The 12749-nt window shown below is 56.8% G+C and carries 13 protein-coding genes; 7 read left to right on the top strand and 6 right to left on the bottom strand.

Going from position 1 to position 12749, the window contains the following annotated elements:
* Positions 1-62: 62 nt before the first annotated feature.
* Positions 63-1094 (bottom strand): glycoside hydrolase family 113, encoded by a 1032-nt coding sequence (locus tag EQG79_RS03595; protein WP_077920320.1) that lies wholly within the window; start codon positions 1092-1094, stop codon positions 63-65.
* A gap of 18 nt (positions 1095-1112) precedes the next feature.
* Complete coding sequence (locus EQG79_RS03590) at positions 1113-2375, bottom strand: NAD(P)/FAD-dependent oxidoreductase (RefSeq protein WP_077920319.1); 1263 nt, start codon at positions 2373-2375, stop codon at positions 1113-1115.
* Between the two features lie 221 nt (positions 2376-2596).
* On the opposite strand from EQG79_RS03590, the gene EQG79_RS03585 reads away from it, so the two are divergent.
* The 6 genes from EQG79_RS03585 to porG all read left to right on the top strand — a co-directional run bounded on the left by EQG79_RS03585 (position 2597) and on the right by porG (position 7606).
* On the top strand, positions 2597-3199 hold the full coding sequence (locus EQG79_RS03585) for an anthranilate synthase component II (RefSeq protein ID WP_129599954.1): 603 nt from the start codon (positions 2597-2599) through the stop codon (positions 3197-3199).
* 13 nt (positions 3200-3212) lie between these two features.
* Positions 3213-3989 (top strand): alpha/beta fold hydrolase, encoded by a 777-nt coding sequence (locus EQG79_RS03580; protein WP_129599951.1) that lies wholly within the window; start codon positions 3213-3215, stop codon positions 3987-3989.
* 131 nt (positions 3990-4120) lie between these two features.
* On the top strand, positions 4121-4789 hold the full coding sequence (locus EQG79_RS03575) for a CBS domain-containing protein (protein ID WP_129599948.1): 669 nt from the start codon (positions 4121-4123) through the stop codon (positions 4787-4789).
* 103 nt (positions 4790-4892) lie between these two features.
* Complete coding sequence (locus tag EQG79_RS03570; RefSeq protein ID WP_077920316.1) at positions 4893-5768, top strand: NAD kinase; 876 nt, start codon at positions 4893-4895, stop codon at positions 5766-5768.
* A 162-nt stretch (positions 5769-5930) separates the two neighbouring features.
* Positions 5931-6911 (top strand): DUF6089 family protein, encoded by a 981-nt coding sequence (locus EQG79_RS03565; RefSeq protein WP_129599944.1) that lies wholly within the window; start codon positions 5931-5933, stop codon positions 6909-6911.
* A 26-nt stretch (positions 6912-6937) separates the two neighbouring features.
* The gene (gene porG, locus EQG79_RS03560) at positions 6938-7606 is read left to right on the top strand and encodes a type IX secretion system protein PorG (RefSeq protein ID WP_170315640.1); all 669 of its coding nucleotides are present in this window, start codon (positions 6938-6940) and stop codon (positions 7604-7606) included.
* Positions 7607-7724: 118 nt separating this feature from the next.
* Here porG and EQG79_RS03555 read toward each other — a convergent pair whose 3' ends face one another.
* Both EQG79_RS03555 and EQG79_RS03550 read right to left on the bottom strand, forming a co-directional pair.
* Positions 7725-9443: a GMC oxidoreductase gene (locus EQG79_RS03555; RefSeq protein ID WP_077920314.1), complete on the bottom strand. Its 1719-nt coding sequence runs from the start codon at positions 9441-9443 to the stop codon at positions 7725-7727.
* A gap of 15 nt (positions 9444-9458) precedes the next feature.
* Entirely contained in the window at positions 9459-10058 is a 600-nt protein-coding gene (locus tag EQG79_RS03550; protein ID WP_077920313.1) for a gluconate 2-dehydrogenase subunit 3 family protein, read from the bottom strand.
* Between the two features lie 422 nt (positions 10059-10480).
* Between EQG79_RS03550 and EQG79_RS03545 the strand changes: the two genes are divergently transcribed.
* Positions 10481-11272, top strand: coding sequence for a M23 family metallopeptidase (locus EQG79_RS03545; RefSeq protein WP_170315649.1), 792 nt, complete (start codon positions 10481-10483; stop codon positions 11270-11272).
* Positions 11273-11274: 2 nt separating this feature from the next.
* On the opposite strand, the gene EQG79_RS03540 is transcribed toward EQG79_RS03545, so the two are convergent.
* A complete protein-coding gene (locus EQG79_RS03540) occupies positions 11275-12381 on the bottom strand; it encodes a carboxylate-amine ligase (RefSeq protein WP_240699259.1) in 1107 nt (368 codons plus the stop codon).
* A gap of 102 nt (positions 12382-12483) precedes the next feature.
* Positions 12484-12690 (bottom strand): hypothetical protein, encoded by a 207-nt coding sequence (locus EQG79_RS03535; protein ID WP_077920311.1) that lies wholly within the window; start codon positions 12688-12690, stop codon positions 12484-12486.
* Positions 12691-12749: the final 59 nt, after the last annotated feature.

Genomic DNA, 12749 nt, shown 5'->3' with positions numbered 1-12749 from the left:
TGAGTTGGGCTTATCTTGCTTCATCTATTAACTCTCATGGTCGTCGGGCTAATTCCCAGCGTTTAGTTTGCATTGGATAGCCACTGCTTTTTGAGGGTTTGTTCGGCCATGCGTCCCTGCGGGCTGTACTGGTCGCGTTCGCGGTGGCGCGGTTCACTATCCATAAACCATTTCCAGGCGAAACCACCGGCAAACCAGGCCTGCGGGCGGGTGGCACTGAGCAGGGCCGCATAGGCGTTGGCCTGCGCCTGCAGATTGGGTGTACAGTCGGTCTCCGATTCCCACGGACGGCGGGCCGTATGATCGCAGGCACGATAGCCAAATTCGGTGAATAAAATGGGCTTCTGCAGCCGATCGCTTGTTTTCTGCAGGGCGTTCAGATGGGGTTTCCAGCCCCGAACCAGCGCGTTTACCGAGGGGTTGCGGTCGTCGGACAGCGGGAAATAGGCATCGACGCCAACGTAGTCGAGCTGGTTCCAGAACGGAATCGATTCGTACCGGTCCCAGTTGGCGGCATAGGTCAGTTTACCGCCGTACAGCTTCCGTACGTCTGTGATCAGCTGGTTCCAGAAGGCCGGGCGCGCTATGGCAAAGCGGTCCAGCTCGGTGGTGATGCAGTACAGATCAACCTGCAGGGAGTCGGCCATACGCGCAAAAAACAGCACATACTGGCGGTAGTCTTTCTCGAACGACTGCCAGTCGGCTTCGGTCCTGAACTCCAGGTCAAGGTGCGAGCCGCCCTGCATCCAGACGTGCGGCTTGAGCATGGTTTTAAGCCCCTGTTTCTGCGCCATCCGAATCGTTTCCGCTACACCAGCGGGCGTTTCGCCCCACCACTGCCCGTATTTCCGGCTCTCTTTCGGCCGGTTCTCACTGAAAAAGAAATGGGGGTCGTCTTTGCGGCAGAAGCCGTAGGGCACAATGGCCACCCAGTCTGCGTTTACCGCCCGAACGGGTGCCAGGGCGGCTGAGTCGGGCTGACGCGGTGGTGCCACCAGATTGACCCCTTTCAGAATTGGACCCATATACCGAAACGGCGGATCGGTCTGGCAACCCGGCAGGGTGAGCAACAGGAGAAGCAGGCGGCAGAGCATAGGGTCGGGGGAGTTGGGTTAGCGATGGTTCATCACGATTTGCTCGGCTACGTTACGGCCGGTCTGCAGGGCTGCGTTGAGCGATGGGTACGCCGTCTGGTCGCCACACTGGTAGAGCCCTTCGGCCAGTTGCAGCGGCTGGTGAACAACGGTAGGATCGTAGGCCGGTAAGGCCTGCGGCAGATGATACGTACGCAGGTGTTGCCAGCTGGCCACGTCGGCGCCAAACCACTCCGTCAGCTCCTGCCGAATTCGCCGGGTCAGGGCCTCTTCGATGACCGTTTCCAACCCCTGGGTACTGACCGAAATCAGGGCCTGCCCGTCCGGGGCGTAGCCGGGCGCTACGTCGCTCATGACGGCCATGTTATGGATGGCAGCACTGCGGTGCGTGTTCAGCATGAGCAGTTTTTCCCGATTAGGACTGGCGGGTGCCGCAAAGTAGGTACAGGTCGTATGGTTGAACGAGCGACTGATGGGGGGCGCCTGTCCCGTTAGCCGGGCCGCCTGGTCCGCATCCACGGCCATGACCACCGCCCCCGCTACCAGGCTCTCGCCCGAGGCCAGCTCGACCGTTGAGCCACTGATTCGCCGAACCAGCGTCTTCAGCCGGATCTGATCGGGAGCGAGTCGGCCGGCCAGCTGATCAGCGATAGCCCCGATACCCCGGGCCGGTACGGCGGCTTCGCCTTCAAAGAACATCCGGAAGCAGAACTCGAAAAAGTTACTCGACGTAACCAGAGCGTCTTCGAGGAAAACGCCCCCAAAAAACGGCCGGAAGAACCGGGTAATCATCTGATCGGAGAAACCGATGTCGTCCAGCAGGGCCAGCGTCGTGGTGGGCGTTTGCTGAAATAACTCGGCCACGGATAGCGACTGGGTCCGGCGCATCAGCTCGACAATCCGTAGTTTATCGCCCAGGGTGCCTACGGGCGAGGCCAGCGTAGCGAATACCGACAGTGGCTCCTGGAAGGGATTCAGCAGTTTCATCCAGCTGGCAGCCTGATTGGGTTCCTGATGGCGGATCAACGCGCCGGAACGGAACGGCCGCAGGTCGAGCGCGTTGTAGTTCAGCAGCCGCCGGGCCTCTGGATAGGCCGTCAGCAGAATCTGAAAGCCCCGGTCGAGCTGAAAACCGTTCACGATATCGGTACGAACGCGCCCGCCCACACCATCGGCCGCATCGAGCACGAGTGCGTCGATACCCGCCTGTTTGAGATAGACAGCGCAACTCAGGCCGGCAACCCCGGCACCAACAATAACAACAGGTAATTCGGCAGGCATACGATCAGGTAATGGAGTCGATGAATTCTGCACCAAAAATAAACGTTCCGACTCCTAACCAGCGAGTTATCCACTAAATGCGTAGTATTATTTTTGGATAAATTGAATAAAATCAAGTTAATTAAATGTTAAACGTCTGTAAATCAATAATGATTATATATTTGACTTTGCCTTTTTGGGGAAACTATTAATTTTGCGATACCAGATTGCGTTACAGAAACATGAAGTTGCTGCTGCTCGACAATTACGATTCGTTTACCTTCACGCTGGTCGATTATTTACGACAGGCGGGGGCCGACTGTCGGGTGGTGCGCAACGACGAGCCGTTCGAGCGTCTGGTAGCCCAGCCGGTCGATGGCGTTGTTCTGTCGCCGGGGCCGGGTCGTCCCAAACAGGCCGGGCGGCTGCTGGATATTATTGACTACTACCACCGGCGGGTGCCTATGCTGGGGGTTTGTCTGGGCCATCAGGCCATTGGCGAATGGGCTGGGGCTAGCCTGGGTCCGGCCCTTCAGCCGATGCATGGCAAAGTGTCGCGGGTGCGGGTCGGTACACACCCTGATCCGCTGCTGACCGGCCTACCGGATTCGTTTTCGGTTACGCGCTATCACTCGCTGGTGCTGACCCAGCTCCCCGCCAGTCTGGACTGTATCTTGGAAACCGAGTCGGGCGAGGTGATGGGGATCCGGCATCGGACGTTACCGCTCTGGGGGGTTCAGTTTCACCCGGAAGCCGTACTGACCGAGTGGGGGCTTCCGTTACTGACCAACTGGATCAAAATTGTTCAAAAACTAACCCAAAACCAGTATCTACCGCATCGTTAACTGTTTAATGCGCATGAAGTACACAATCAGAGAAGAAGCGGGGTTCCGCTACGTTGACGAAGGAGAGGGCGAAGTGCTGCTGTTATTACACGGTTTATTCGGCGCTCTCAGCAACTGGGACGACGTAATCCAGACCTTCTCGAACCGATACCGGGTTGTTATTCCGATGTTGCCGATCTACGAAATGCCGATCCGGCAGGCCAGCCTGGAAGGGCTCGTAGCGTTCATCGAAAAGTTTGTTGCCCAGAAAGGGTTACAGGACCTGACGTTGCTGGGTAACTCGCTCGGTGGCCATCTGGCGATTCTGTACACCTTCAAAAATCCCGATCAGGTTCGTCGGCTGGTGCTGACGGGCAGCTCGGGGCTGTTCGAGAACGGCATGGGTGGCTCGTTTCCCAAGCGTGGCAGTTACGACTACATTGCTGAGCGAGTAGCCTACACATTCTACGATCCCAATGTGGCCTCGAAAGAGCTAATCGACGAGGTGTTTGAGATCACCAGCAGCATTCCCAAGTGCATGAGCATCGTGTCGATTGCCAAGTCGGCCCAGCGCAACAACGTCGGTAAGGATCTGCACCAGATTCAGGTACCTACGCTGCTGGTCTGGGGGCTCAACGATACCATTACCCCGGCCAACGTGGGTCACGAGTTCAACCGGCTCATTACCCATTCAGAACTCTACTTCATCGACCAGTGCTGCCACGCGCCGATGATGGAGTGCCCGGCCCGGTTCAACGAGCTGCTCGAAAGCTGGCTGGCCCGCCATCCGGTTGGCGAACTGGTAGAATAGGGTACGGGGGCCGGGGCGCAGGTTCGTAGCCCGGCCTATACTCTACGCGCCCGGCCTTTTAAATAAGATTTGGAAACTATGCCGGAAATTCTGTAGTTTTCTGGCATACAGTTTTCTTAGACACCATTCATATGCTGGCTGCCGAACTTATTGACCCCATGCTCCCGGCGCTGAAACCGTCTGACTCTGTCGGACAGGCTTTGGACTGGATGCAGGAGCACCGCATCGGGCAACTCGTGCTGACTGATCAGAGCGAATACCGGGGCGTAGTAACCGAAGAGTTGCTCATAGATGTGGCCGACGAAGAGCAGCCCCTGAGCGATGTAATGCGGCTTTTTGAACAGATTTACGTGTTCGATAATCAGCATTTGTATGAGATTCTGAGTCTCGTGATTCAGAACCGGATGGATGTCGTGGCGGTACTGAACGAGGGGCGTGAATTTATCGGAACGGTCTCGGCCAACGAACTGATCCGGCAGTTTGCGCAGGAGCTGGGCGTTCAGGAAGCCGGCGCCATTCTGATCCTGAGTTTGAACGAACGCGATTATTCAATGGCCGAGATTAGTCGGCTGATCGAATCGAACAACACCAAAATTGTCAGCAGCTATTTTTCCAGCGCGGCCTACGGGCAACCCGACCGTTCGCGACTGACGCTCAAGCTGAACCGGCGCGATATCACCCTCGTGATTTCAACGCTCGAACGGTTCGGGTATCAGATCGAAGCGGCTTTTGCCAACACACCCGTCGAAAGTATCGATCAGGAGCGGCTCGATTCGTTGCTTCGTTATTTAAACACCTAGTTTTGGTAGTTTCGCCCCTGGTTCTGGTCAGCCTTCACCTGGATGAAAACGCGGGTGTCATCCGCTTCCGGAACCCCATGCCGAAAACTATAAACGCTCTTCCATGAAAATCGCCATTCACGGGCGTAACTTTCCCGAACAGGCCCGACCGTATATCCAGTCTATGTTTGAAGAACTGGCAAAACGGCAGGCCGACGTGCTTATCTCGCAGGGGTATCGCGAGTTTCTCGACAACGCTGGCATTACTCATTACAGCACCGCTACCTATACCGTTGACGAAGGCCTTGCCGATGCCGATTTCATCTTTAGTCTGGGGGGCGACGGAACCCTGCTCGATGCCGTAACCCACGTTGGACCCCGGCAGATTCCGATCATCGGTATCAACATTGGGCGGCTCGGCTTTCTGGCAACGGTAGCGCCCTCGTCGATTCGACTGATGATCGACGCGCTCTTCAACGAGCAGTACAGCATTGATGAGCGAACCCTGGTCAGCGTCAGGTCGAGCCAGGAGATATTCGGCCAGCTTCCGTTCGGGCTCAACGACTTCACCATCACCCGCACCCAGACCTCGTCTATGATTACGGTGCATACCTATCTGGATGGCGAATTCCTGAATTCGTACTGGGCCGACGGGCTGATCGTTTCTACGCCCTCGGGTTCTACGGGTTACTCGCTCAGCTGTGGCGGGCCGGTGCTGCTGCCGCAAACCAACAATTTTATCATTACCCCGATCAGCCCGCATAACCTGAACGTGCGGCCCATGATTGTGATGGACAGTTGTCAGCTGGCGTTTGAGGTTGAGAGCCGGAGTGGAAACTTTCTGGCCGCCCTCGACTCCCGGTCGTTTACGGTTGAAACGTCGGTGCGGATCAGCGTACAGAAGGAAGCGTTCAAAGCCCGGCTGGTTAAGCTCGGTGACGATAATTTCCTGAACACCCTCCGGAGCAAACTTAACTGGGGCTGGGATATCCGGAATTGAAACCAGACGGGCGTTTTAGTCAATTAATGGTCCGATTAATGGTTTGACAGGCGCTCTGTCGTACATTTTTTGTCTTTTCGCCAATAATTTTAACAATACCTCCGTTTGGGAATTGGCTGGCTTTTGGGGCCAGTGGGGGTTGATTCACGTATTTTACGCTTTATGAAAACATATCAGTACGTAGTAGCAGGCGTTGCGGTTCTTATTTTACTGGCAACCCGGGCTACGGATAGTGTAGCCCAACGCCGACCAAACACTCGTTTTGCCCCTTACTCTGCCGTCTCCCTGGGCGTCGGTTCCTCGCATTATTACGGTGAGCTGGCCGGTTACCGGCAGCCGCTGCGTGCTACGTTTATCATGCCCCGCTGGAACGTGGCCCTTGGCTATACGCGTCAGTTTACGCCCCATTTTGCAGCCAGAGCATCGTTTACCTGGGCCCGCATTTCGGGCGACGATTACACGTTCAGCAAGGTGAATCCCACGTTATTCGCGGCTCAGTATGCCCGAAACCTCCACTTCCGAAACGACTTGAAAGAGTTTGCCGTAACGGGCATTTATAATTTTATCGAAGACGGACGCAACTCGAACGCACGGGCCAAATTTACGCCTTACCTTTTTGGTGGCCTGGCCCTGCTGGCTCATGCACCGGAAGCCCGCACGCCTACCGAAACCAACAACAACAATGGCGAGTACGAAGCCCGTAAATGGGTAAAGCTACAGCCGCTTCGTACGGAAGGACAGGGTCAGCCCGGCTACGACAAGCCCTATTCGCTGGTAACGCTGGCCGTGCCGGTAGGCTTTGGCGCTCGCTACAGATTGAACGATAACTTCGACCTGGGCGCCGAAATCGGGTTCCGGATTACATTCACCGACTATCTGGACGATGTAGGCGGCAATTATGCCAGCCCGGAAGCCGTGCAGGGGCTTGGCGCTATTATGGCCGACCGGCGCTTCGAACGTGATGCAGCCCGCGTCAATACCGATCGGTACACGGTGGCACAGGAGTTGTTTGCCGCCGATCCCAGTCCTTTCCAGAGCGAGATTCGCGGGGCTAACACCGTCCTGAAAGATGGCTACCTGCTGACTAATTTCTCCGTTCGTTACATTATTCCGGGTCGGATCAAGTGCCCACCCATCAAGTAATACCGGTTGGGTTTCTCCACACGTCTATGAGGCATAGAATCAAATTGGCCTGGCTGCTCATAGCCGGGCTTTTTATCAGTCTGACTACACTGGCGCAAAAAGCCGAGATTGGCGGTGGGCTGGGGGGAATGCTGTACAAGGGAGACGTGTCGCCCAGTCTCAACCCCCGCTTTTACATGCCGGCGGCCAATATGTTCTTCCGGTATAATGCCACCCGATCCGTATCGTTCCGGGGCGGACTGGCCATCGGTGGTATCAAAGGTGAAGATCGGGTGAGCCGCGATCCGCTTCAGCTGGCCCGCGATTACTCGTTCAACAGCCGGGTCAGCGAAGCAACGATCGACATTCAGTACAACTTCTTTTCCTACAAGCCGCAGCCCAAGGTCCGCAACTGGACACCCTACGTCTTCGGCGGAATCGGCCTCTTCAGCGTCCGGAACTCGGTGGTGCGCGCCAGAGGGTACATGACCTTTCCGATTGGGATTGGCGTAAAATACGAGATCAAACGCCCCTGGAGTATCGGGGCTGAGTTTGGAACCCGGTTCACGAACAGCGACTATCTGGACGGCCTCGGCGACGTTACCTACGGCGTCACAACCGCTAAAAACGCCCAGGGAAACCCCGCCCTGCGCGACAGCTACACCTATACCGGCATCATGGTCAGTTATACCTTCTACAAGATTTTCTGCCCGTAGAGACGCGATCGCACCGGTGTCCCGGCCTTCGCGTCTCTGTTCATCACGTTTCTTATGATGCCTGTAGAGACGCGATCGCACCGGCGTCCCGGCCCTCGCGTCTCTGTTCATGGCGTCTCTACAGGTTCTTCTTAGTCAGCTGGTCTACTGCATAATTGGCCGCGCGGGCGGTGAGTGCCATGTACGTCAGCGATGGGTTCACGCAGGATGAAGAGGCCATGGCGGCTCCGTCGGTGACGAACACATTTTTGCAGTCGTGGACCTGGTTGAATTTGTTCAGCACCGACGTTTTCGGGTCTTTACCCATACGGGCCGTCCCCATTTCGTGGATACCCAGGCCCAGGTGAACATCCTGCCGGTTGTTGCCCGTAATATTCTTGAAACCGGCGGCATCGAGCATTTCGGCGGCCGAGTTCATCATGTCTTTACGCATGGCAATCTCGTTCTCGCCAAAGGCGGCATCGAACACGATGAGGGGAACGCCCCATTTATCTTTCTTTACCGGGTCGAGGTACATGCGGTTGTTCGGGTTGGGTAATACCTCGCCGAAGCCGCCGAACCCGATGGTCCAGGCGCCGGGTTGTGTCATTTGCTGTTTGAACGACGCGCCAAAGCCGTCCATGGCTACGCCCCGTTTCCAGTCGCTTCGACTTGCTCCGCCCTGGTACCCAAAGCCCCGCAGGTAGGTAGTCTGCCGGTCGCTGCCCCAGTTTCGGAAGCGGGGAATATACAGGGCGTTGGGTCGCTGGCCATACATCAGGTCTTCGTCGAACCCCTCGATGGTGGCGTTGGCACCGGCTCCCAGATGGTGGTCCATGATGTTGCGGCCGACCTGATCACTGTCGTTGCCGAGGCCATTCGGAAACCGGCTCGACCGGGAGTTGAGCAGCAGCGCGGCCGTATTCATCGAGCCTGCGTTGAGAAAAATAATCCGGGCCGAGTAGTCGGTAACGGCCAGCGTGTGCTGGTTAATAACCCGAACGCCGGTGGCGCGGCCTGTTTTGTCGTCGTAGATCAGCTCAGCCGCAATGCTGTCGTGCAGAATGTCCAGCCGGTTGGTAGCCCGGGCCGCCGGAATCGCTCCGGATAGCGAGCTGTAGTAGGCTCCATACGGACAGCCCCGGCTGCATTTGTTACGGAACTGGCACGACGCCCGGCCCAGTGCCGTATGCCACGACTGCGGTTGGGTCAGGTTGGCCACGCGGCCAATGGTTACCGGACGATTGAGCTTCTGCTTCATGGCCTCCCGAAAAAAGCGCTCGGGGGGCGACATCGGCATGGGCGGTAGAAAATGACTGTCGGGGAGTACCGCCAGCTGCTCGGCCTGCCCACTTACGCCCACAAACTTCTCGATATAGCTGTACCAGGGGACCAGATCAGTATAACGAATGGGCCAGTCGACTCCGATGCCCTCTTTCGCGTTTGCTTCAAAATCGGCCGGGTTCCAGCGGTAGGTTTGCCGACCCCAGTGCATGGACTTGCCGCCCGTATGATAAGCCCGAATCCAGTCGAACGGCCGTTTTTCGACGTACGGGTTCTGCTGGTCGTTGGTCATGAATCCGGCTTTGTCGTCCTGAGCCATGCCCACAAACCGGTTGTTGGCCCATAACTCTTCGGCCGAGCGGACGGGGACTTTATCCCGGTGCTGAATCTCCCAGGGCGCCTTCATCGCCGTATCGTAATCTTCGATATGCTTCACCTCGCGGCCGCGCTCGATCACGAGCACACGCAGGCCTTTCTGGGTTAGTTCTTTGGCCGCGATGCCGCCAGTCATGCCCGACCCCACCACAATAGCGTCGTAGCGATGGGTTTTATCCGTCGTCAGGTTTAGATTCATAAAGGTAGGTAGGGGTTAGTAGGCGTAGACTTTCTGACCGGACTTAATCTTGACGAGTTCGTACTTGCCCGGAATCGGTACATAGTTGAACGACGCCTGCAGGCCTGCTTCGGACGTGAAGTAGCCCAGCAGCGTCAGTTCCTTCATAAGCCGCCAGAAGGGTAGCCCCGTAGCCTGTTTTTTCATCAGTTCTTTGTCTTCATTATCGCCCATTTTCGTCTGCTGCACCTGATAGGCTTTCATCAGCTCTTTGGTCTCCGCTTCGAGCCGCCGAAGCGTTTCGGTTTGATCGGCCGTTGACTGGCTCAGAAAACCAGCCTGCTGGAGCTGCTCAACCCCCGCCACAAAACTCTGATGTTCGGGTTGCAGATAGCAGTCCTGCAGCATCATTTCGATAAAAGCCGGTACGCCGGCTTCTATAGCGCCCGGCGTGTCGGTCTTTGGAATAATTAACTCAGCCACCGTGGCAACAAGACTGCGCTGGTCTGAGGTCAGGGTAAACCCGCCCGGAGCCCGTTCGTGCCGGTCCCGACGGTTCATGGCCAGCAGGGTAGGGGCCGAGAGGGTGCTTCCGAGTAGCAGCGAGATATGAGAAAGCGCGTTTCGTCGATTCATTCTGGAACAGGGCTTATAGTATTTACCAATAAGACAAAATAATAGGATAAACTACAGGTTTGCTTCCTTCAGAAGCCTTGATTTTACATTATTTTTTCAGGCCGACATTTTTGGCTGATGGGAGCCTGGCCGAAAAAAGACGCCTTATGCCTGATGGCACGGGTCTGCTCAGAACTGCCATGGTATCAGGCCAATTACCGCATGACCGATCTCGTACCCGGCGGATGAGAACGTACACCAGCGAACCGTAAGCCGGAACGCCCGGCCCGGTGGAGAGCGGCCTGGAGGTGCCTGATTGGCTAAGGAGCGTATACTGCATCGGCAGCTCTCCGGGGCCGACGGCCTTATTTACCGCTACTTTCCGTATTTTTGGGCACTTGACCTTAATGTAACAGGTAGTGAAAGTTGACGTATTGTCGTTCATGCGGGTAGCAGGCATTCTGGGAGCAATTGTGATCGGGAGTTTAAACGTAGCTTCATCGCAGGTTGTATCGGCCAATTCGGTAGAGCCAACTGTCTATGCCTATTGCCAGCAATTTCAGACCCTGTACACCCTGATTCGTGAACAGCGGGTAGCGCCCGACTCGGCCCGTATGGCTTTTAGTGGCATCATGAAAGGACTGCAGGAGCGTTTCAGGAGTGTTGACAGCTTCCAGCCCGATTCGGCCCAACGCGACAGTCTGCGCCGGACGGGTCGTTATTTTGCGTTTCCGCTGCGTGGTTATGCGCCCAGCGCCATCGGCGGCACTCACGGCGAAGGGTACCGGGGAAACGGATTCGATTTGTTCGACTACAACGTGCGTGGGAGCCATCCGGCCCAGGATATATTTATTTCAGACCGAAATCAGGATTACCTCGACGACCGGACGCGGCAGCCGGTCGATATTCTGTCGATGAGCAACGGCCTGGTGCTGGGAATCGAAACGGGCTGGTTGCCGGGTTCCGAATACCGGGGGGGCAACTGGATCTGGATATATGACCCAACCCTGCATGGCCTCTTTTACTACGCGCATAACAGTCATATCACCGTTGCGCCGGGACAGTGGGTACAGGCCGGGCAGAAAATTGGCGAAATGGGCCGAACGGGGTTCAATGCCTACAAAAGCCGGTCACCGACGCACCTGCACCTGATGTATTTACAGATACAGCCCGACGGTCTTCCTTTGCCGCTCAATACCTACAGCTGGCTGCTTTCGGCCCGGCTGAGCCGGTAAGGTTACCTGGCCGTTTCGGCAATCAGGTAGTCGACAACGTCTTCCAGATTCTCGGTCCGCTCAAAAACGACCCGTTGCCGGCTAGCCCCGTTGCCCTCCCGAAAGACTTTATCGATCAGCTTCGTTATCTCGTTTCGGTCGCCGTAAACGTCCAGCGCCGGGCTTACGTAGGCCAGCAGCTGATCAACCAGTTGCCGGGCCGGAATCGCCTGGGCTGCCTGTACGTCGATGAGTTGATCGGTCAGGCCAAAGCGCGCGGCCTGCCATTTGGCCGCCTGTACCAGTTCGGTTCTGACGTGGCGGAAGGGGGCGTATCGCTCGGCGTCCCAGGCGCAGGTTCGGGCCAGGGCGCGCACCAGTCCGGCAATCAGAACCGCTTCGTCGACGGTTAAACAAACATCCGTTACCCGGAACTCGAGCGTGTCGTAATGCGACGACGGCCGAACATCCCAGTAGATCTTGCTGGCGTCGGCAATGATGCCCGTAGAGGCAAGCTCGTTGACTAGTTGCTCGTAGTCGGCCCAGGCGTCGAAGACCTGCGGGATACCGGCGGTGGGCCAGCGTCCCCATATCTCGGTGCGGAAGCTGGCGTAGCCGGTATCGGTGCCAAGCCAGAAGGGCGAGTTACCCGCCAGCGCCAGCAGGACCGATAACCAGGGGCGCGACCGGTTCATGACCTGTATGGCGATTTCCCGGTCCGGAATACCGACATGCACGTGGCAGCCAAAGATCAGCTGCTCGCGGGTGAGCTGTTGAAAGTCGGTAGCCAGGTCGCGGTAACGGGCTCGCCGGGTCAGCTTCTGGTCTTCCCAGTGCGAAAAAGGATGGGTGCCAGCCGCCACGATGCGATTTCCCGTTTTCTCGGCGGCCGTAATCAGCTCGCTCCGCAGCCGGTTCAGTTCGTCGCGTACCTGGCCGAGGGTCTGGCAGACGGGGGTGCCAATTTCGATCTGCGATCGGTACATCTCGGGCGTTACCTGATCGCCAACGGTAGCCCGCGCTTCCGGGAGAATGAGCTGCGCGTCGGACTGTAGCTGCCGGGTTTCGGGATCAACAATCTGATACTCTTCTTCAACGCCCAGGGTAAAGGCTTCGTCGGGAATGGCCACGGATAGACGGGTTTGGGTGTGTGCTGACTCGGAGAGCCGGTGTTTACAACCCACCAGCCCGAAAGAGTAACCCGCCTGTCTGTAAATTGTTGGCCGTGGTTATTATGACTCCCGCACCAGGTTGACGCCGGTAATCAGAAAAATCATGCCGACGATGAACGGGGCGGCCGACTCGGCCTTGTTGACACTCATTCCCAGAACGGGTTTGCCATCAGACAGAAAGGCCACGAGGGCAAACAGGACGACGACAACCCCCAGGATGGTCAGCGTTGCGCCAAAGAAGCGCCGGAAATTGGTATTATTCTCCACGGTGTTAACTGAATAAACGATGAATGATAAACAGGGAATGAGGACAATGGATGCTCAAA

Source organism: Spirosoma sordidisoli (assembly GCF_004138325.1).
Taxonomy (GTDB): Bacteria; Bacteroidota; Bacteroidia; order Cytophagales; family Spirosomataceae; genus Spirosoma; species Spirosoma sordidisoli.
The sequence above is the reverse complement of the archived record's forward strand: the minus strand, read 5'-3'. Positions and strand labels throughout refer to the sequence as shown.